The organism is Kribbella sp. CA-247076, assembly GCF_050942445.1.
Classification (GTDB): domain Bacteria; phylum Actinomycetota; class Actinomycetes; order Propionibacteriales; family Kribbellaceae; genus Kribbella.
Map to the genome: position 1 here is coordinate 6,276,334 of NZ_CP192051.1, position 20,021 is coordinate 6,296,354.

The following is a 20,021-nucleotide window of genomic DNA, read 5'->3' on the forward strand; positions in this document are numbered from 1 at the left end:
TAGTGATCGCTACAATCACTGTCAACGGGTTCGCGGATGAAATGATGGGCCGACTCGGACGGAGGGGATCGTCGTGACCACAGCAGAGGCCAAACCACCCACCCTGCAGGAGCGGGTGGCGGCCCGGCTCGCCGACCTGACCGCTACCGAGCGGAAGGTCGCCGAGTACCTGTCCGCCCATCCCCAGGAGGCGGCGTTCTCGTCCGCCGAGGAGCTCGGCCGCGCGACCGGCACCAGCGACGCGAGCGTCGTGCGCACCGCCAAGGCCCTCGGGTACGACGGCCTGCCCGGACTGAAGCGTTCACTCCAGGGCCACCTGCAGACCTTGCTCACTCCGGCCAGCCGGCTGAGCGCCAGCCTCGAGTCACTCGGCGACGGGCCCGAGTCGGTCCTGCGGGCGACCCTGCGCGACCACATCGAGCACCTGACCATGGCCGAGCAGTTGATCGACCCCGACGAGTTCCGGCGCGCGGTCGAGTTGATCGACGCCGCCCGGGAGACGGTGATCTGCGGGTTCGCCGGTCTGGACGGCGTCTCGGAGTACATCGCCACCCACCTGACCCGGATCGGTCACCGGGCCCGGGTAGCCACCGACACCGGCTACCGGCTCGCCGACCGGATCCTGCTGCTCGGCCGGGAGGACGTCGTCATCGTGATGGCGCACAACCGGCTGAACCGCGAGGCCCGGATCGTGCTGGATCACTGCACCGAAGCCGGCGTGCCGGTGATCATGCTGACCGACACTCTCGGCGAGGCGTTGCGCGACGAGGTGGCGGTCGTGCTGTCGACCCGGATGAGCCGGCCCGGGACGTTCACCAGTCAGGCGATGGTGCTCGTCATCCTGGAGGCGCTGACCATCGCCGTCGCCGCCCAGGACCGGGAACGCGCGCTGAGCAACACCGTCCGGATGAACCAGCTCCGCGAGCAGTTGAACGGCTATCCGCTCGCCGACGAGACGGTCCTCGGCCTGCCCCGCACCGCCCCGGCGCGCACCAAGCCGCGGCGGCGAAGCTAGCCCGTGGCTCAGACCTTGCCCTCGGTGCGTTCGTAGACGTCGGCCTCGAACTCCTCCAGCAGGCGTTCGCAGTCGGCGACCTTGGCCCGGGCCAGTTCCTTGCCGTCGGCATCCATCCAGTCGCGGCCCTCGACCTTCGCCAGCCAGCGGCGCAGCTTCTCCAGGTCCTGCCGGATCTCCTCGGCCTCCTCGAACGTGTAGTTCTCCCGGAACCGCTCGAACTCGATCTCCTTGACGAACTTGGTCTCGCACTCCTCGACGATCTCGGCGTACTCCTTGGCCGACTGGCTGCGGAAGCCCTCGACGAACTGCGTCCGGGCGTCCTCGTCGACGTCGGTGAGGGTGAGGAAGACACTGGACCCGCCGAGCTCGGCGACCCGCTCCCGCACCTTCTCCATGCCGGCCCGTAGGTCGTCGCGGTCCGGCAGCACGCACACCGCCTGCTGTACGTAGAACCCGCCGAGCCGCTTCAGCTCCCGCCAGACCGCCACCCGTGCCCGCGACGAGTCGCTCGGCACCTTGTAGATCAGCAGCAGCCAGGCCTCGGTGGCCGGGGTGGTCACCGCAGCCTTCGTCCGTCGGGTCGTCGCCATGCCGCACAGGTTAGCCGCTCGTTCGCGCGCGCAGTCCGTTCACCAGGTGAGGCATCACCTCCCGCCAGTCCGCGACGAGCCCGACGTCGCAGTGCGCGAAGACGTCCGCGGCCGGGTCGGTATTGACGGCCACGACGGTCCCGGCCCGGCTCGCGCCGGCCAGGTGGTTCAGGTTGCCGGACAGGCCGATCGCGAAGTAGAGCCGCGGCGCGACACTCCGGCCGGTGATGCCGAGCTGACGCCCGTGCGGCATCCAGCCCTGGTCGGTGACCTTGCGGGTGGCGGCGAGCTCGGCGCCGAGCAGGTCACAGAGGGGCTCGAGCTCAGGATAGGTCGCGGGGTCCACACCTCGGCCGACGCCGATCACCACGTCCGCACGGTCCAGCGCGTCTCCTTCGTTGCCGGTACGACGCTTCGCCCGGCGTACTGCGGGATCGTCGGGCACGTGCAGGTGGTGCTCGCCGATCGGGCGGTCAGGGCGTGGAGTGCGGAGTGGGAGGAGACCGGTCCGGAGCGTCGCGAGCTGCGGCGACCCGTGGCTCACGATCTCGGCCAGCGTGCCGCCACCGGACGGCTTCAGCCCGGTGAGCCGGGCGCCGTCGAAACTCAGACTGATCAGATCGGACATCAGCCCGGCGCCGGTCGCGACCGCGAGCCGCGCGAGCACCTCCCGATCCCACGGCAGCGCCGCGCCCAGCACAGCCCACGGGTCCCGCTCGGCCATCCACTTCGCGAGGCTTTCGGCAACCGGTCGCGGCTCATCCCCGCTCAACGTCACCACGGCGTCCGCACCCCACCGCGTGAGGTCGTCGCTGCTCTCCACTGTTCTTACTGCGGTCACCGAACCGCCCACGTCGGCGGCCAGCTCGGCGGCCGCGCCGAGCAGAGCTCGAGTGCCCGCGACCGGTCCCGGTCCCACCAGCACCACGACCTCCGAGCCGGCTCGCGGCCCCGAGGACCGCTCGCCGGGCAGAAAAGCAGGAGTGCCGGCTCGGACGGCCTCGGCCGGTTCCGCCTCCCGCAACTCGAAACAACCTCGGAGTTGCAGTTCCGTGATCGCGCGGGACGTCTGGACTTCGACAGCACCTCGGAAGATGACCGGGTTGCGGGTGAGGGGTGCCGGGTGGACGTTGGCGACCTTCGTCGGGCTGCCGCAGAGGCCCCACCTGCCCGGGGTCAGGTCGTCCGTCGTGATACGGCGAACGGCGTCACCCACGGGCCAGGACTCGACGGGTGCCTTGCAGGGGTCGCAGGAGCGTTCGGCTACTGCCACTACCGCTGGGAGTTGCACCTCGACCGACTCGGTGCCGGTGTCGTGCTGGACGGTGGTTCGGAGGTGGGTGCCGGCCGGTTCGAGGGTCAGGACCGGGCCGGTGAAAGGCAGACCGAGGAGCTCGGCGAGCATCGCACCCACCGCGCCCGTGCTGCCGTCGACGGAGCTGGCGCCGACCAGGATCAGGTCCGGCCGCTCGTCGAGCACGGCGATCGTGGCGGCCAGCGCGCGGGCGGTGATCAGGCAGTCCGACCCGGCCAGCGCCGGGTCCGTGAGATGCAGCGCGTCGTCGACACCCCACGCCAGCGCCTCACGCAGTACGTCGGCCGCGACCGGGGGACCCATGGTGATCGCCGTACTGCGACCACCGCTGTCGCCCGCCAACCGGACGGCCTGGGCAACCGCCCGGCGACACCACGGATTCATCTCCGTGACAGCACCGGCCCGCTCCAACCGGCCGTCGGCGTCCAGGCGACCACTGTGGTCGCCCTTCGGCACCTGCTTGATCAAGGCCGTGACCCGCAACGGCCGCCCACCGACCGTCATGACAGTCCGGTTCCGACGGCCAGTCCGATGACGAAGGTGACGGCGGCCGAGAGACCGCCCAGGAGCAGTTGGCGGCCGCCGCCGTACCAGAACGGGCGGGCGGTGATCTTGCCGACGATGCCGCCGGTCACGACCAGGCCGAGCGCGCTCAGCAACAGCGCCGGCCACACGCTCAGCGCACCGAAGAGGAACGGGATCAACGGGATGATCGCGCCGACCGCGAACGCCGCGAACGACGACCCCGCGGCCAGCCACGGCGACGGCAGGTCGTTGGGGTCGACGCCCAGCTCCTCACGGACATGCACGTCGAGCGCGACGTCGGGGTCACTGGTCAGCTCGCGGGCGACCTGCGCGGCGAGCTCGGGACGCAGCCCCTTCGCCTCGTACATCATCGCGAGCTCGCGCTCTTCCTCCTCGGGGTGGATCCGCAACTCGCGCCGCTCCACCTCGATCTCGGCCTTCATCAGCTCGGTCTGCGAGGAGACCGAGGTGAACTCACCGGATGCCATCGAGCAGGCACCGGCCACCAGGCCGGCCAGCCCGGTGACGATCACGACCTTGCCGGTCGCGCCGCCGCCGACAACGCCGGCGACGAGGGCGAAGTTGGACACCAGCCCGTCCATCACCCCGAAGGTGGCGGGCCGCAGCCAGCCACCGGTGACATCACGGTGGGAGTGGTGGATCTCGGGCGCTTCCGCTACTGACGCGGTCATCTCAGAACAGTCCTTCCGCGGGGTGAGGTGAGCGTAACCTCAGTTAATTTGCATCACCTGTTACATCAGCGTACCCGTTACTTCCCCAACTGGACAACGGCTCGTTCGACAGCCGGCGCAGGACGTAGGGCAGGACTCCACCGTGACGGTAGTACTCGGCCTCGCGCGGGGTGTCGAGGCGGATCTTCAGGCGGTAGGTCTTGCCTGCGGAGTAGGCCGTCGCGAAGCCGTCGTCACCGAGGTGGATGTCGATGGGCTCGGTGCCGGTGAGGTCGTCGCCCTCCCCCGGGTGGAACTCCAGCGGCAGGACGCCGAGGCCGACCAGGTTCGACCGGTGGATCCGCTCGAACGACTGCGCGAGCACCGCCCGCACTCCCAGCAACGCCGGCCCCTTGGCAGCCCAGTCCCGCGACGACCCGGTGCCGTACTCCTTGCCCGCGACAACGACCACCGGCACGCCGGCCGCCCGGTAAGCCTCGGCGGCGTCGAAGATCGGGACCACGACGCCGTCCGGCCCAGGAGTCACCGGTCCCTCGAGGCCCTGGGCAAGCTGGTTCCGCAGCCGGACATTGCCGAAGGCACCACGCATCATCACGTGATGGTTGCCTCGGCGGGACGCGTACGTGTTCAGCTGATGGACCCCGCGATCCCGCAGGTACCGCCCAGCCACGCTGTCGACCGGGATTGCCCCCGCGGGCGAGATGTGGTCCGTGGTCACCGAGTCCCCCAGCCGCACCAACGCCCGTGCACCGATCAGGTCACCCGGCGCGGGTTGCTCGTCGAAGTACGGCGGCCGCTGCAGGTACGTCGACTCGTCCCACGCGAACGTCTCCCCACGCGGTACGTCGAGCCGCCGCCACCGCTCGTCTCCGGCGAACACGTCGTCGTACGCGCGGTCGAAGAGCTCGGGCCGAAGTGTCCTCGAGATGACCGCGTCGATGTCGGCCGGCTCCGGCCAGAGGTCGGCGAGGTAGACCGCCTCACCGCCGTCCGTCGTCCCGAGCGGCTCGGTGAGCAGATCGAGGTCCATCCGGCCGGCCAGCGCGTAGGCGATCACGAGCGGCGGCGAGGCGAGATAGTTCAGCCGTACGTCGGGCTGGATCCGCCCCTCGAAGTTGCGATTGCCGGACAGCACCGCGGCCACGGTTAGATCCTGCGACCGCACGGCCTCGCCGACCGAGTCGATCAGCGACCCCGACGCCCCGATGCACGTCATGCAGCCGAACCCGGCCAGGTGGAACCCGAGCTTCTCCAGGTACGGCGTCAGGCCGGCGTCGCCGAGGTAGTCCATCACCACCCGCGATCCCGGGGACAGCGTGGTCTTGACCCACGGCTTGCTGGTGAGACCGCGTTCGACCGCGTTCCGGGCGAGCAGGCCGGCCGCCACCATGACCGCGGGATTGGACGTGTTCGTGCAGGAGGTGATCGCCGCGACCACGACCGCGCCATGCCCCGGACGGTCGCTCGTGCGCGGGCCCTCCGGGAGCTCGGCGGCGACCGCGTCCCGAGCATCCGCGAGCGAGGTGCGTTCCTGTGGCCGGCGCGGGCCGGCGATCGACGGGACCACCGTGGCCAGGTCGATGTCGACGTACTCGTCGTACCGGAGCTCCACCGAGGGGTCGTGCCACAGCCCTTGCTCGCGGGCGTAGGACTCGATCAGGGCGACCTTTTCCGGCGGACGCCCGGTGAAGCGCAGGTAGTCCAGCGTGCGTTGGTCGATCGGGAAGTACGCCGCGGTTGAGCCGAACTCAGGGCTCATGTTCGCGATCGTCGCGCGGTCCGGGACCGGCAACCCGGCCAGCGCCGGACCGCCGAACTCGACCAGCTTGCCGACCACGCCGTGTCCGCGCAGGGTCTCGGTGATCGTGAGCACGAGGTCGGTCGCCGTCGTCCCCACCGGGAGCGAGCCGGTCAGCCGTACGCCGACCACCGGCGGCAGCACCATCGACACCGACTGCCCGAGCATCGCCGCCTCGGCCTCGATCCCGCCGATCCCCCAGCCGAGCACGCCGAGCCCGTTGACCATCGTGGTGTGCGAGTCCGTGCCCAGGCACAGGTCCGGGAACACCCAGCCGTCCCGCTCCTCGACCACTCTGGCCAGGTGCTCCAGGTTGATCTGGTGCATGATCCCCGCCCCCGGCGGGACCACCTTCAGCTGCCGGAACGTCTGCTGACCCCAGCGCAGGAACCGGAACCGCTCGGCGTTCCGCTCGTACTCGAGCGCCACGTTCAGCTGCAGCGCGTCCGGCCGGCCGAAGGCGTCCGCGATCACCGAGTGGTCCACCACCAGCTCGGCCGGGATCACCGGATCGACCAGGGCCGGGTCCTTGCCCTGGGCCACCATCGCGTCCCGCATCGCGGCCAGGTCGACGAGCACGGGGACGCCGTTCGTGTCGTGCAGGAAGACCCGGGACGGATGCACCTCGAGCTCGCCGACGGCACCGGGCTCCCAGGTCCGCAGCGCGTCACTCGCGGTCCCGTGGCGGAGCGCGTTCTCGAGCAGGATCCGCAACGTGCGCGGCAGGTGGTCGGGCGCGACCCCGCGCAACGGCGTGAAGTTGCCGTTCATCCCAGCTCGCTGATCGACGCGGCGACCGCGCGGGCGAACTCGGCCGTCCCGGCGCTGCCGCCGAGATCCGCGGTCCGGACCCCGCCGACGACGGTCGCCCGGAGGCCGCGCTCGACCAGGTCGGCCGCCTGCTTGGACGCGTCGTCGCCGAGCCAGTCGAGCAGCATGGCGCCGGACGCGATCATCGCCGTCGGATTGGCGACGTTCCGCCCGGCGATGTCCGGGGCCGAGCCGTGAGCGGCCTGCGCCATCGCATGCTCGTGCGAGGCGTTCACCGACGGCGCGATCCCGAGTGACCCGGCGAGCTCACCGGCCAGGTCGGAAAGGATGTCACCGAACATGTTCTCGGTGACCAGTACGTCGAAGTCGGCGCCGTGCCGGACCAGGTGGACCGTCATCGCGTCGATGTGGAAGTCGTCGACCCGGACCTCCGGGTACTCGGCCGCGAGCTCACGGCAGATGTCACGGAAGAAGCCCGTGGTCAGCCGGAGCACGTTCGCCTTGTGCACGATCGTCAGGCGCTTGCGGCGACGCATCGCCAGCTCGAACGCCTGCCGCGCGATCCGCTCGATCGCGGGCCGGGTGAAGATCCCCATCGCGATCGCCACGTCCGCGGTCGGCATGTACTCACCGGTGCCGCGATAGGTACTGCGATCGGCGTAGAATCCCTCGGTGTTCTCCCGGACGACCACCAGGTCGAGGCCGGGCACCAGCGCGGGCGTCCCCTCGAAAGCCTTCGCCGGACGGACATTCGCGAACAGGTCGAAGTGTTTGCGCAGGAAGCCGCTCGGGTTCAGCCGTACCCGGTGCTCCTCCGGGTACGCCGCGCTGTCGTGCGGACCCAGAAGCCAGCCGTCGAGTTGCCCCAGCGTCTCCAGCGTGACCGGCGGCAGCGCGCTGCCGTGCGTCTCGATCGCCGCGGCGCCGACCGGGAGTGGGACCCACTCGATCGGTGCGCCTCCGGCAGCGGCCACCGCCGCGTCGAGGACCTGGACGGCCGCGGGAACGATCTCGGGACCGATGCCGTCACCGGCCAGGACGCCCAGCCTGTGGTTGTCTGCCATGGCCACGAGTGTGAGTCGTTATAACCTTCTGCGTCAACTGGCAGTCTCATACGTCTCGAAGCTTGAATCTGCAGTATTCTCTTGCGTGAGCTTGTTATAACCGTGGAGGCAGCCGGTGACCGAGGCCAGACTGGCGACGAAGGCGGAGACCGCCTACGACCTCGTCCGCGCCAAGCTCCTGCGGGGCGAGCTGCTCCCGGGGGCAGTCATCCAGCAGGCCGCGCTGGCGCGCGAGCTGGGAATCAGTACGACGCCGCTGCGCGAAGCACTGCGCCGGCTGATGAGCGACGGACTGGTGGAGCTGGACGCGCACCGGGACGCGCGGGTCACCCGGTTGACCGCCGAGGAGGCTCGGGACCTGGTCGAGATCCGGCGGTCCCTCGACCCATTGGCGGCCGGCCTCGCGGCCGAGCGCCGGACCCGGCAGGACCTCGACCTCATCCGGGCGACCGCCGACGAGTTGCTGCCGCTGCGGACCGACCCCGGGCCGGCGGAGCTGTCGACGCATCGACGGTTCCACGTCGCTATCTACACCGCGTCGCACAACTCGCTGCTCGTCCAGACCCTGGACGGGTTGTGGGACAAAGCCGACCGGTACCGCAGGCTGGCCCTCGAGGACGGCCGGTCCGAGGAGGACCTCGACCGCACCCACGCCGAGCACCTCGCGCTGGTCGACGCGATCGCGGCCGGGGACTCCGGCACCGCCGCCGCGGTCATGCTCGCCCACGTCGACGCCAGCCTCGGGGCGCGCGCGGTCGCCCGCCTCACGTCCGCCGCCGCCCAGCCCGTCGCCCGGTCGCTCCGGGGACTTCGAGGAGCACGCAGATGACCGACGCCCTGTGGACCGGCTACCAGTACGCCGAGGTCGACGCGGACGGCTGGGCGACGTACTGGCGGCTCGATCCGCGCGGTCACGACGTCGGCCTGATCGACTGGACCGGGTATCCGGACCGCCCCGGTCACCGGCTGTGGGAGCGCGCGGCGACGCCGGCCGGCGTCCGGGCCGCCTGGCGTACGTCGGCGTCCGCGGTGAGCATCGAGCTGCGGGCGAGCCTGGGCATCTACTCCGTGATCGCGCCGCTCGACGTACTGGTCGATGGCGAGTTGCACGAGCGCTGCGTGGTCGTCGACGGCGAGCAGCGGCTGGTGGTCGAGCTGCCGGGTCGTCCGGTCACGGTCGAGCTCTGGCTACCTCAATCGGGCGTGATCGGCGTCCGGGGACCCACATTCGACGGCGACGCCGACCCGCTGCCGTCGACCGGGCCGCGATGGCTCACCTACGGCAGCTCGATCACCCAGTGCACCGGCGCCTACGGTCCCTCCGAGACCTGGCCGGCGCTGGTCGCGCGGACGAACGGGTGGAGCCTGAGCGCGCTCGGGTTCGCGGGCGAGTGCCACCTCGACCCGGTCGCGGCCCGCACCATCCGGGACCAGCCCGCCCGGCTGATCTCGCTGTGTCTCGGCATCAACATCTACGGCGGCGCGACGTACAGCGGCCGGACCCTGCCGGGCCAGGTCGAGGCCTTCGTGTCGACCGTCCGCGCGGGCCATCCGCAGACGCCGCTCGTCGTCATCACCCCGGTGCTCGCGCCCGACCTCGAAGGCGAGCCGAACGCCGTGGGCCTGACGCTCGACGACGTCCGCGACTGCGTGGAGCGCGGCGCCCGCACGGACCCGGAGGTCCGGATCATCGACGGCCGCACCGTGCTCACGTCGGCCGAAGCCGAGGCCCTGTACGTCGACGACGTCCACCCGGGGCCGGACGGCTACCGCCTGATCGCCGAGCGCCTCGCTCCCCGGCTCACTCTGCCGCGGTAAGGCTGGTGCCGAGCGCCTGCCAGTCGAGGACCGGCGCGGCCAGCGCGCTGATCGTGGCCAGCAGCCCCAGCCGGGCGGCCCGGAGCTCCGGATCCTCGGCCATCACCAGGATCTCGTCGAAGAACGTGGTGACCGGCTCGACCAGCACCGACGCGGCGGTGACGAACTCGGCCAGCGCGGTCGGCGCCTGACCGACCTTCTGGACTGCCTCATGCAGCACGACCTCGGCGGGCTCGGTCAGCCTGCCCGGGTCGTACGACGCCTCGGTCCCCTCCGGCACGATCCGGCGTACCCGCTGCAGGACCGCGACGAGGTCGGCGAAGTCGCTGCTGCCGACGAGCTGCTGCAGCGACGCCAGCGTCTCGTCCGCGACCGCCGGAGCGGTGGCCAGCGGCAACACCGCGGCCACCTGGTGGTGGTCGTCACCGCGGTCGATCAGCTGCTGCTCGTAGCGCCGGACGGTGAACTCGGCGACCTCGTCGAGCGAGTCCGCCGGTACGTCGATGCCCTGGGCACCGATCTCCGCGGCGGCCGCCCGCAGGCCGGTCGCCAGCGTGATCGCCTTCAGCGACGGGTGCTCCCGCAGGATCGCGACCACACCGGCGGCCGCGCGACGCAGCGCGAACGGGTCGGAGCTCCCGGTCGGCTTCGCGCCGATGCCGAACAGCCCGGCCAGCAGGTCGAAGCGGTCCGCCAGGGCGAGCAGCGCGCCCGGAGTGGTCGCCGGCACCGGGTCGCCGGCCGACCGCGGCAGCTCCATGTCGTACAGCGCCTGCGCCACGGCCTCGGTCTCACCGGCACGGCGCGCGTACTCGCGGGCCATCGTGCCGGCCAGGCTGGTCAGCTCGACGACCATCTGCGAGCCGAGGTCGAACTTCGCCAGCTCTGCCGCCCGCTTCAGCGTGGTCAGCTCGTCACCCTCGAGGCCGACGACCTCGGCGAGCGCGGTGGCGATCCGGCCGATCCGGGCCGCCCGGTCCGCCATCGAGCCGAGCCGCTCCTCGAAGGCCAGCTTCTCCAGCTCGCTCTTCATCGTCGCCAGCGGCGTCTCCAGGTCGGCCCGCCAGAAGAAGGCGGCGTCCTCGTATCGGGCCCGCAGCACCGCCTCGTTGCCGCCGCGGACCACGTCCTCGTCCACCGAACCGTTGGCCACGGCAACGAAGTGCGGGAGCAGGCCGCCGTCGGCGTCCCGGACCGGCAGGTACCGCTGGTGCTTGCGCATGACGGTCGTCAGGATCTCGCCCGGCAGCGTCAGGTAGTCGGCGGAGAAGCCGCCCAGGATCGCGGTCGGCTCTTCGACCAGGTTGACGATCTGGTCGATCAGCGCGGACTCACCCTGGACGTCCACCGTCCCGCCGACGCTCGCCGCGAGCTCAGCCGCGGCGTCGACGATCTGCGTCCGGCGGCGTGCCGGGTCGGCCTCGATGCCGTGGATCCGGAGCAGGTCCAGGTACCCCTCGGCCGCGGCGATCTCCACCTGCGGCTGGGCGGCGGTCCGGTGCACACGCGTCGTCCGGCCGGCGGCCAGACTCGACACCGACACCGGCACCACCTGGTCGCCGAGCAGGGCGACCAGCCAGCGGACCGGCCGGGTGAACGACAGCTTCGCGTCGTTCCAGCGCATGTTCTTGTCCGACCGCAGACCGGCGACGATCTCGCTCAGGACGCCACTCAGCACCTCTGCGGCGCCCCGGCCCGGGTCCGGTTTGGTGACCGCGACGTACTCGACGCCGTCGACGTCCAGGTCGTGCAGGTCGTCGGTGGACACGCCCTGGCCGCGGGCGAACCCGGCGGCGGCCTTGGTGACGTTGCCGTCGACGTCGTACGCGGCGGACTTCCGCGGGCCGCGGACCACCCGCTCGGCATCCGGCTCGCCCGCCTGGACACCGGCGACGAAGGCCACCACGCGCCGCGGGGTCGCGTACGTGGTGATGTCGCCGTGGCCGAGCCGGGTCGCGGCCAGCTTCTCGGTCAGCGCGGCCCGCACGGCCTCCGCGGTCTTGGTGACCTCGGACGGCGGCATCTCCTCGGTGCCGATCTCGAAGGTCAGCTGCCGGGTCCCGGAGCTCGCCGGGAACTCGGTGGGCTCCGGCGCCGGGGCGGGCAGCTCGGCCAGGCCGAGCGGGTGCTCCAGCTCGGTCCGCCGCTCGGCCCACAGCTGGGCCACCTCGCGGGCCAGCGACCGCATCCGGCCGAAGGCCTTGGCGCGTTCCGTCGTACTGACCGCGCCGCGGGCGTCGAGCACGTTGAAGGTGTGCGAGCAGCGCAGCACGTAGACGTGCGCCGGGACCGGGAGCCGGGCGTCCAGCATCCGGCGGGCCTCGTTCGCGTACTCCTCGAACAGCCGCTTCTGCGACTCGACGTCGGCGTCGTCCAGGTAGTAGCGGCTCATCTCGTACTCCGCCTGGCCGAACGCCTCGCCGTACGAGATGCCGGGGGCGTAGGCGATGTCCTTGAAGTGCGAGACGCCCTGCAGCGCCATCATGATCCGCTCGATGCCGTAGGTGATCTCCACCGACACCGGGTCCAGCGTCATCCCGCCGGCCTGCTGGAAGTAGGTGAACTGGGTGATCTCCAGGCCGTCCAGCCAGACCTCCCAGCCGAGCCCCCAGGACCCGGTCGCCGGGTTCGCCCAGTTGTCCTCGACGAACCGGACGTCGTGCGCGTCGATGTCGATCCCGAGCGCGACCAGGCTCTGCAGGAACAGCTCCTGCGGGTTGCCCGGGTCCGGTTTGAGCACCACCTGGAACTGGGTGTGCGTCTGCAGGCGGTTCGGGTTCTCGCCGTACCGGCTGTCGTCCGGCCGGACACTCGGCTCGACGTACGCGACCCGCCACGGCTCGGGACCGAGCACCCGCAGGATGGTCGCCGGGTTCAGCGTGCCGGCGCCGACCTCGGTGTTGAACGGCTGCACGACCATGCACCCGCGGTCGGTCCAGTACTTCGTCAGCGCGAGCAGCGCGTCCTGCATGGTGAGCACAACAAACCTCAAGCGTTCTTCCGAGGGGTATCGGGAGGCAGTCTATTCGGCCCCGGCCGGGTGCCTCCGCCCGGATTACTATCGGCGGGTGACAGTTACCGAGGCACAGGGTGCGGTGGACGCGGTCTGGCGGATCGAGTCCGCGCGGATCATCGCCGGCGTCGCCCGGATCGTGCGCGACGTCGGGCTGGCCGAGGAGCTGGCCCAGGACGCGCTGGTGGCGGCGCTGGAGCAGTGGCCGGAGTCCGGCGTACCGAACAATCCGGGCGCCTGGCTGATGGCGATCGCCAAGCGTCGCGCGATCGACCTGATCCGGCGCAAGGAGACGTACCAGCGCAAGCTGGCCGAGCTCGGGCACGAGCTCGAGATCGACGGCGACAGCGTCGAGGACGACGTCGAGGCGATCCTCGACGACCACATCGAGGACGACCTGCTGCGACTGGTCTTCACCGCCTGCCACCCGGTGCTGACCATGGACGCGCGGGTCACGCTGACGCTGAAGCTGCTCGGCGGCCTGAAGACCGACGAGATCGCGCGGGCCTTCCTCGCACCGGAGTCGACGATCGCGCAGCGGATCGTCCGGGCCAAACGCAACCTGGCCAAGGCCGGGGTCGAGTTCGAGGTGCCGTCAGGTGACGAGCTGCTCGACCGGCTGACGTCGGTCCTCGAGGTCGTCTACCTGATCTACAACGAGGGGTACTCCGCGACCGCCGGCGACGACTGGATGCGGCCGGCGCTGTGCAACGAGGCGATGCGCCTCGGGCGGCTGCTGGCCGAGCTGATGCCGACCGAGCCCGAGGTCCACGGCCTGCTCGCGCTGATGGAGCTGCAGTCGTCCCGGGCGAACGCGCGCATCGGCCCCGAAGGCGAGCCCGTCCTGCTGCTCGACCAGGACCGCCGCCGCTGGGACCGGCTGCTGATCCGCCGCGGCCTCGAAGGCCTCGACCGCGCCTGGGCGCTGGACAAACCGCCCGGCCCGTACGTCCTCCAGGCCGCGATCGCCGCCTGCCACGCCCGCGCGGCCGACCCGGACGACACCGACTGGGCCCGGATCGCCGGCCTGTACGCCGTCCTCGCGCAGGTCAGCCCGTCACCGGTGGTCGGGCTCAACCAGGCGGTCGCGATCTCGATGGCGTTCGGCCCGGAGCGCGGGCTGGAGGCGGTGGACGCGCTCGCGGACGAGCGGTCGCTGAAGGACTACCACCTGCTGCCGAGTGTGCGCGGCGACCTGCTCTTCAAGCTCGGCCGGCTGGACGAGGCTCGGGCCGAGTTCGAGAAGGCCGCCGCACTGACCCGCAACGAACGCGAACGCACGCTGCTGCTGGAGCGCGCGGCAGCCTGCTGAGAGTTACCTGTTCCGTCGGAGGAGCCAGGCCGCTGCGCCCGCGGTCAGGGCCACCGCGCCGCCGACGGCGGCGGTCGCCTTCGGGTGGCGACGGCCGGCGGCCGGCATCTCCTTCACCCGCGCCGGCACGTCCTTGACCCGCGGCGACAACTCCTTCATCCGGCCCGGCACCGTCTTCATCCGGCTCGGCACCGCCTTCACCTGGGTCGGGACCTGCTGGGCGCGGCCCTGGAGGCGCCGGCCCGCCTGGGCGGCGGAGTCCTTGATCCGGCGGGGGACATTCAGCTGCCGGCTCAGCTCCTGCACGGTGTCGGCGAGGTGGGCCCGGGTCTGTTCGAGCTCGATCCGGAGTGCCTCGGTCTCGGACAGCGGCTCGCCGTGACTGGCCTTGGTGGTGGTCATGCGGTGATCTTCCCTTCCGGCTGATGGCCCTTGAGGGCTTCCAGGTCCTCCTGCACGCCCTCGACGGCGCGCTGCGGAACGGGCGGAGTGGCGCGGCTGACGTGCCGCTTGCCGAGCATCGCCGCGATCCCGGCGACGGCGAACAGCACGACCGCGACGATCAGCGCCGCCAGCCAGGCCGGCACCGCCTGGGCGAGCCCGAGGATGGCGGCCGCGATCAGCGCACCGACGCCGTACAGCGCCACCGTCCCGGCGCCGCCGAACAGCCCGATCCCGACGCCGGCTTCCTTGCCCTTATCTTTGAGCTCGGCCTTGGCCAGCTGCAGCTCGTCGCGGACCAGTCGGCTCACGTCGCTGGTCAGTTGACTCACCAGGGCGCCCAGCTGCTCACCCTGGTTCTGTCCGGCATCGTGCCGGACGGCGTCCGGACGCGTCGTCATGATCGTCTCCCGTGGTCGGCTGCCCGCCCGGTACCCAGTCCCACCCCAACTACGCACGGTGCCCACGCGGACATTTTTCCGGGACCCTGTCGATTCCGGGGTCCGGTGTTCGACGCAGTGACGAGGCCAGCCGAGTGGCCCACTGAGGCAGGAGGATCTGCACATGACCGCAACGGTGGTTTCCCAGGACGGTACGACGATCGCCTACGACCGGCGGGGCAGCGGCCCGGCGCTGGTCCTGGTCGACGGTGCGCTGTGTAGCCGGGCGCAGGGGCCGATGCCTGAGCTCGCCGAGCTGCTGGCGGCGGACTACACCGTCTACAACTACGACCGCCGGGGCCGCGGCGACAGCGGCGACTCCCCGGAGTACGACGTCGAGCGCGAGATCGAGGATCTGGCCGCGGTGATCGAGGCAGCCGGCGGATCGGCGTACGTCTACGGCACGTCGTCCGGCGCCGCGCTGACCTTGCGGGCCGCGGCGGCCGGGTTGCCGATCACCAGGTTCGTCGCCTTCGAGCCGCCGTACGTCGTGGACGACAGCCGCAAGCAGATCCCGGCGACCTGGGTGTCCGACCTGCGCGCGCTGGGACCGGCGGACGCGGTGAAGTACTTCATGACGAAAGGCATCGGGCTGCCGGGGATCGTGGTCGCGATGATGCGGCTGATGCCAGGGTGGAAGGGCATGCAGGCGGTCGCGCACACCCTGCCGTACGACGCCGCGATGCTCGGCGACAACTGTTTCGGCCGGCCGCTGGACGCGGAGCAGTGGGCGACGATCGAGGCGCCCGCGCTGGTGGTGAACGGCGGGAAGAGCCCGGGCTGGATGCAGACCTCGGTGAAGGCGCTGGCGAGCGCCGTACCGGGGGCCAAGCACGAGGTGGTGGCCGGCCAGAACCACGTGATCAAGGCCTCGGCGATCGCACCGGTGATCGCCGGTTTCTGCCGCTGACAGCACGCGAGGGGCGGCTCGGACCACCTGGTCCGGGCCGCCCCTCGCGGTGGGCTCAGCTACCGGCGACCAGGCTGGCGGCGCCGGAGCGGGCAGCGTCGAAGCGCGCCTGGGCGTCGCCCCAGTTGACCACGTTCCACCACGCCTTGACGTAGTCCGGCTTCACGTTCTTGTACTGCAGGTAGAACGCGTGCTCCCACATGTCCAGCATGACGATCGGGATCTGCCCGGCCGGCAGGTTGCCCTGCTGGTCGTACAGCTGGTGGACGAGCAGCTTGCCGGCCAGCGCGTCCCAGCCCAGGATCGCCCAACCGGACCCCTGGATCGTGGTCGCCGCCGCGGTGAAGTGGGACTGGAAGGCGTCGAACGAGCCGAAGAACTCGTCCACCGCGGCCCCCAGCTCGCCGTCCGGCTTGTCGCCACCGTCCGGGGACAGGTTCTTCCAGAAGATCGAGTGGTTGACGTGCCCGCCGAGGTTGAAGGCGAGCGACTTCTCCAGCCCGACGATGGCGCCGAAGTCACCCTTCTCGCGGGCCGCGGCCAGCTTCTCCAGGGTGTCGTTCAGGCCGTTCACGTAGGTCTGGTGGTGCTTGGAGTGGTGCAGCTCCATGATCTCACCGGCGATGCTCGGCGCCAGTGCACCGTAGTCGTACGGGAGGTCGGGAAGCGTGTACGTGGTCAACTCTGCTCCTTCGTCGGGGCCCGCGGGGGCCGATATCTCCGATGTCCTGTTTCAGCGGCACCAGCTTGAAACTTCAACCACGGTTGATGTCAAGGTCCGGGCCCGCTCACACCGGCCCGTACCCGGTCACCCCAGCTTCACATACTCCGCCCGCGGACCCACGAGCGAGTCCACCTACGTCAGCACCTCGCGCAGCGCCGCGGCGAACGGCTCCGGGTTCTCGGCGAAGCCGATGTGGTCGCCGGGGAACGTCGTCGGCTCGATCCCGAGGCCGGCGGCCAGCGCGGTCGACGTCCGGTCGCACAGCTGCCCGGCCGACTCCTCGCCGATCCCGACCACGATGCGTACGCCGCCGTCCCGCAGCGCGGCCAGGTCCGGCTGCCAGCTCACCGTCTCCCGCAGCTCGTGCTCGAACCAGAACCGCTCGTCGGCGATCTGCTGCGGGTCCCGTTCACCGCTGAACATCGCCTCGACCGCCTCGTCCGGGACCGGGATGTTCGCCAGCGTGAAGAACCGCTTCCAGGCGCCGGTCACGTCCCCGGCCAGGTAGTCGGCGATCATCCGCTCCGACGCGGCCAGCAGTTCGCCGGCGTCCGGGACCAGCCGGTCCAGGGGCGGCTCGTGCGCGATCGCCGTACCGACCAGCTCCGGGTGCGCCTGGGCGAGTGCGAGCACGGTGACCGCTCCCCCGCTCGACCCGAGCGCGGTCGCCGGGCCGGCGTCCACGTGCCGGATCAGCCGGGCCAGATCGTCGGCCCGCTGCTCGGGCGTCGAGCCCGTACTGCCGCGCAACGGGCTGCGGTTGATCCCTCGCGGATCGGTGGTGAGCACGGTGTGATCGGTGGCCAGCAGGTCGGCGAGCGGCGCGAACGAGTCGGCGTTCATCGGCGCTCCCACCAGAACCACCAAGGGTCCGGCTCCGCGCACTTCGTAGTACAGCTCCGCGCCCGGCACGGCCAGGGTCGTGCCGGGCGCGGAGCTCGCAGTCGTGGTGCTGATCATGGTGCCTCCTTCGTCGGGTTGTTGCCGCTACCACGAACGGCGACCGGCGAAATGGACACCCAGGGAAGACGTCAGCTCTGGTAGACGTCCGAGTCGGGGCCGAAGTCTGCCTCCTCGACCACGCGGCGGACCTCGACCTCGTCGCCGAGGGCTTCGGCGAGCCGGGCGGCCCACTCGACCGCCTCGTCGCGGTTGCGGACCTCGACGACGATCACGCCGCCGATCAGCTCCTTGGCCTCGGTGAACGGGCCGTCGGTGACGGTACGCCGGCCGCCCTCGACCTTCACCCGGGCGCCGAGCGCGCTGCGGTGGACCCCCTCGGCGAACAGCAGCACCCCGGCCTTCGACATCGCCTCGACCGCCTGGCCGACCGCGGTGGCCACGTCCTCGGACGGAAGCACACCGGCCTCGCTCTCGGCGTCGGCCTTGTTGATGATCATGTAGCGCATAGCAGTGGTTCTCCTCGTCGTCTCGCTCGATCACTTACTCTCACGTCGAGCGGTCGCCCGCCAGATCGACACTCGCCGCGGCGAGGAATTTCCCGGCCGTTGACCTCAACAACAGTTGAGGTTGAAGACTGCGGGTATGACTGACTTGAGCACCGAGGACGAACAGGCCATCCACGAGCTGGTGCAGCAGGCGGACAAGGCGCAGAGCGACGCGGACCTGCTGCCTGAGCTGCACACGGCGGAGATGGTGATCGTGAACATCGCGGGCCGTCGACTGTTCGGGCGGGAGGCGTTCACCGAGGCGATGGCGGCCGCCCTCGGATCCGGGCTGAAGAACGTGCGGACCAGCGTCGAGATCGTCGACCTCCGCGCGCTGACGGCCGACGTCGTCCTCGTGAGCTGCGTCAAGACCGTGTACGACGAGCGGCCGGACGCGGACCCGGGTGCGCTGCCGGCCACCGGGGCACTGACGTACGCCGTACTCCGGACGTCGACGGGCTGGCGGCTCGCGCTGGCTCAGACGACGCCGATCCAGTAGACGATCAGTTCGGCCGGTTGCCGGTCGGGTGGTAGGCGCAGGCGTCGGCGAGGTCCTGGGTCGGGCCCGGCGGCTTGGCAGTGGCGGTGGCGGTGGGATTCGGGGCGGGCCTGGGTGCGGACTTCGGGGTCGCCGGAGCAGTCGTCGCCGGAGCGGTCGTCGCCGGGGGCGTCGGCTGCTCGAGGGCGGCCTCGACGGTGTCGCGGAGGGCGTCGTAGTCCGGGTGCAGGTACTTCAGCCGGAGCTTGGCGGCGTCGAGCGTGACGTTGGAGACCGTGCCTGACTTCACCCGGAGGGCGAGCTCGACCAGCGCGGGCAGCAGCTCCTGCGGGATGTCCGTGCGGAGCAGTTGCTGGCCGGCCCGGGCGATCGCCTTGTACTTGGTCGCCAGGGTCCGCGGGTCGGCGGCGTCGACGATGCCCTTGATCGCGCACCGCTGCCGGATCTGCCGCTGGTCGTCGTCGGCGCCGTACCGGCCGCGGGCGAACCAGAGCGCGTGTCGGCCGTCGAGGTGCTGGTTCGGGCCCGGCTCGATCCACTCGTCCGGCGGGATGTGCGAGCTGCTGACGCCACCCATCGCGACCCGTTCGTTGACGTTGACGGTGATCCCGCCGAGCGCGTCGACGAGCTCCGCGAAGCCCTTCAGGTTGACCTGGACGTAGTAGTCGAGCTTCAGCCCGATCGCCTCGCCGACCGACTGCTTGAGGACGTCGGCGCCCTCGTTGTCGGACGGCCCGAGGATGCCGGGGTGCGCGGCCGGGATGTTCTGGTACATCGCGCTCAGCATCCACTCCAGCCGGCCCTCCAGGCTGAGCCCTTCCTGGCCGTAGCCGTTCGGGTAGAGCCGGTGCAGCGGCGAGTCCTTCGGGAACGGCATGAACGTGAGCTGTCGCGGCATCGAGACCAGCGCGGTGTTCCCGGTCGCGGTGTCGATGCTCGCGACGATCACGGTGTCGGTCCGCACCCCCGGGCGGCTCGGCGCGTCGTCGCCGCCGAGCAGCAGCAGGTTGAGCCGCGGCTTGTCCTCCCACGGGTCCTTGGTGTCGATCACCGTCGGCCGGGTCGCGCTCTTGCCCTCGCCCTGCGCGACGAACACGTCCTGGACGAGGTCCCGCTGGGCGAGCACACTCTGTACGCCGACCGCCGCGGGCGCCGCGATCGCGAAGCACAGGACGCCCACGAGCAACGCGCCGGCCGCCCGGCCACTCGCCCCACCAGTTGCCGGACGCAACGATCGGTGCGAGGTGACGACGACCACCATCCAGAGGATCGCCAGCGTCCCGATCACCACCGAGGTCATCAGCAGGCGGCTCGGTACGACGGCCGCCGCGAGCACCTCCTCGCGCCGGGTCAGCCCGACGTACACGCCGAGCCCGATCAGGCCGAGGGTGAGGGTCAGGACGACGGCGCCGATCCGGCGGCGGCCGCCGACGATCAGGCCGAGCCCCGGGAGCAGGGCGCCGAGGACGGTCAGCCCGAGCAACTTGGGGACCGACCGCGGCCGTCGTCCGGCCGGATCAGGGTCAGGCAGTTCGGAACTCTCCGTGGCGCCGTCTGCGCGCTCGCGTGTCCCCATGGCTCCCCTGTCGCCGTCCCCAGAACCAGTGTGCGTCAAGTACCCGCACCTGCACCTCTTCAGACGT

At 71.1% G+C, this 20,021-nt stretch carries 18 protein-coding genes; 6 read left to right on the forward strand and 12 right to left on the reverse strand.

The window, feature by feature from the left end; translation table 11 throughout:
- The first annotated feature begins 73 nt into the window (after positions 1 to 73).
- Positions 74 to 1,015 (forward strand): MurR/RpiR family transcriptional regulator, encoded by a 942-nt coding sequence (locus tag ACQPYZ_RS29745; RefSeq protein WP_433161910.1) that lies wholly within the window; start codon positions 74 to 76, stop codon positions 1,013 to 1,015.
- 8 nt (positions 1,016 to 1,023) lie between these two features.
- Here the strand turns inward: ACQPYZ_RS29745 and ACQPYZ_RS29750 are convergent, their stop codons facing one another.
- Genes ACQPYZ_RS29750 through ACQPYZ_RS29770 form a run of 5 tightly spaced genes read right to left on the reverse strand, consistent with a single transcriptional unit; the run spans position 1,024 to position 7,773 of the window.
- Entirely contained in the window at positions 1,024 to 1,608 is a 585-nt protein-coding gene (locus tag ACQPYZ_RS29750) for a Chromate resistance protein ChrB (protein WP_433161911.1), read from the reverse strand.
- Between the two features lie 10 nt (positions 1,609 to 1,618).
- Positions 1,619 to 3,427, reverse strand: a complete 1,809-nt coding sequence (locus ACQPYZ_RS29755) for an FAD-binding protein (protein ID WP_433161913.1) — start codon at positions 3,425 to 3,427, stop codon at positions 1,619 to 1,621.
- Positions 3,424 to 4,140, reverse strand: a complete 717-nt coding sequence (locus ACQPYZ_RS29760; protein ID WP_433161914.1) for a VIT1/CCC1 transporter family protein — start codon at positions 4,138 to 4,140, stop codon at positions 3,424 to 3,426. The genes ACQPYZ_RS29755 and ACQPYZ_RS29760 overlap by 4 nt, the downstream gene beginning before the upstream one ends.
- A gap of 43 nt (positions 4,141 to 4,183) precedes the next feature.
- A complete protein-coding gene (gene acnA, locus ACQPYZ_RS29765; RefSeq protein ID WP_433161916.1) occupies positions 4,184 to 6,709 on the reverse strand; it encodes an aconitate hydratase AcnA in 2,526 nt (841 codons plus the stop codon).
- Positions 6,706 to 7,773 (reverse strand): isocitrate/isopropylmalate dehydrogenase family protein, encoded by a 1,068-nt coding sequence (locus tag ACQPYZ_RS29770; protein ID WP_433161918.1) that lies wholly within the window; start codon positions 7,771 to 7,773, stop codon positions 6,706 to 6,708. The genes acnA and ACQPYZ_RS29770 overlap by 4 nt, the downstream gene beginning before the upstream one ends.
- 115 nt (positions 7,774 to 7,888) lie before the next feature.
- Here ACQPYZ_RS29770 and ACQPYZ_RS29775 point away from each other — a divergent pair, with 115 nt between their 5' ends.
- The gene (locus tag ACQPYZ_RS29775; protein ID WP_433161919.1) at positions 7,889 to 8,602 is read left to right on the forward strand and encodes a GntR family transcriptional regulator; all 714 of its coding nucleotides are present in this window, start codon (positions 7,889 to 7,891) and stop codon (positions 8,600 to 8,602) included.
- The gene (locus tag ACQPYZ_RS29780; RefSeq protein WP_433161921.1) at positions 8,599 to 9,591 is read left to right on the forward strand and encodes a GDSL-type esterase/lipase family protein; all 993 of its coding nucleotides are present in this window, start codon (positions 8,599 to 8,601) and stop codon (positions 9,589 to 9,591) included. The genes ACQPYZ_RS29775 and ACQPYZ_RS29780 overlap by 4 nt, the downstream gene beginning before the upstream one ends.
- Here ACQPYZ_RS29780 and ACQPYZ_RS29785 read toward each other — a convergent pair.
- Positions 9,575 to 12,562 (reverse strand): glycine--tRNA ligase, encoded by a 2,988-nt coding sequence (locus ACQPYZ_RS29785; protein ID WP_433169791.1) that lies wholly within the window; start codon positions 12,560 to 12,562, stop codon positions 9,575 to 9,577. The genes ACQPYZ_RS29780 and ACQPYZ_RS29785 overlap by 17 nt on opposite strands.
- A 97-nt stretch (positions 12,563 to 12,659) precedes the next feature.
- On the opposite strand from ACQPYZ_RS29785, the gene ACQPYZ_RS29790 reads away from it, so the two are divergent.
- Positions 12,660 to 13,916, forward strand: coding sequence for an RNA polymerase sigma factor (locus ACQPYZ_RS29790; protein WP_433161923.1), 1,257 nt, complete (start codon positions 12,660 to 12,662; stop codon positions 13,914 to 13,916).
- Positions 13,917 to 13,919: 3 nt separating this feature from the next.
- On the opposite strand, the gene ACQPYZ_RS29795 is transcribed toward ACQPYZ_RS29790, so the two are convergent.
- Positions 13,920 to 14,318, reverse strand: coding sequence for a DUF3618 domain-containing protein (locus tag ACQPYZ_RS29795; protein ID WP_433161924.1), 399 nt, complete (start codon positions 14,316 to 14,318; stop codon positions 13,920 to 13,922).
- Positions 14,315 to 14,758, reverse strand: a complete 444-nt coding sequence (locus ACQPYZ_RS29800; RefSeq protein ID WP_433161926.1) for a phage holin family protein — start codon at positions 14,756 to 14,758, stop codon at positions 14,315 to 14,317. The genes ACQPYZ_RS29795 and ACQPYZ_RS29800 overlap by 4 nt, the downstream gene beginning before the upstream one ends.
- Before the next feature lie 163 nt (positions 14,759 to 14,921).
- Between ACQPYZ_RS29800 and ACQPYZ_RS29805 the strand changes: the two genes are divergently transcribed.
- Complete coding sequence (locus ACQPYZ_RS29805) at positions 14,922 to 15,707, forward strand: alpha/beta fold hydrolase (RefSeq protein WP_433161928.1); 786 nt, start codon at positions 14,922 to 14,924, stop codon at positions 15,705 to 15,707.
- A gap of 55 nt (positions 15,708 to 15,762) precedes the next feature.
- On the opposite strand, the gene ACQPYZ_RS29810 is transcribed toward ACQPYZ_RS29805, so the two are convergent.
- From ACQPYZ_RS29810 to ACQPYZ_RS29820, 3 genes are all read right to left on the reverse strand, one after another.
- Positions 15,763 to 16,389, reverse strand: coding sequence for a superoxide dismutase (locus ACQPYZ_RS29810; RefSeq protein ID WP_433161930.1), 627 nt, complete (start codon positions 16,387 to 16,389; stop codon positions 15,763 to 15,765).
- 174 nt (positions 16,390 to 16,563) lie between these two features.
- Positions 16,564 to 17,391: an alpha/beta fold hydrolase gene (locus ACQPYZ_RS29815; RefSeq protein WP_433161932.1), complete on the reverse strand. Its 828-nt coding sequence runs from the start codon at positions 17,389 to 17,391 to the stop codon at positions 16,564 to 16,566.
- 71 nt (positions 17,392 to 17,462) lie between these two features.
- The gene (locus tag ACQPYZ_RS29820) at positions 17,463 to 17,840 is read right to left on the reverse strand and encodes a YciI family protein (protein WP_433161934.1); all 378 of its coding nucleotides are present in this window, start codon (positions 17,838 to 17,840) and stop codon (positions 17,463 to 17,465) included.
- 136 nt (positions 17,841 to 17,976) lie between these two features.
- Here ACQPYZ_RS29820 and ACQPYZ_RS29825 point away from each other — a divergent pair, with 136 nt between their 5' ends.
- Positions 17,977 to 18,378 carry an SgcJ/EcaC family oxidoreductase gene (locus tag ACQPYZ_RS29825; RefSeq protein WP_433161935.1) on the forward strand — a complete coding sequence of 134 codons (402 nt, stop codon included), beginning with the start codon at positions 17,977 to 17,979 and terminating at the stop codon, positions 18,376 to 18,378.
- A gap of 4 nt (positions 18,379 to 18,382) precedes the next feature.
- On the opposite strand, the gene ACQPYZ_RS29830 is transcribed toward ACQPYZ_RS29825, so the two are convergent.
- Positions 18,383 to 19,954 carry an LCP family protein gene (locus ACQPYZ_RS29830; RefSeq protein WP_433161936.1) on the reverse strand — a complete coding sequence of 524 codons (1,572 nt, stop codon included), beginning with the start codon at positions 19,952 to 19,954 and terminating at the stop codon, positions 18,383 to 18,385.
- Positions 19,955 to 20,021 lie beyond the last annotated feature (67 nt).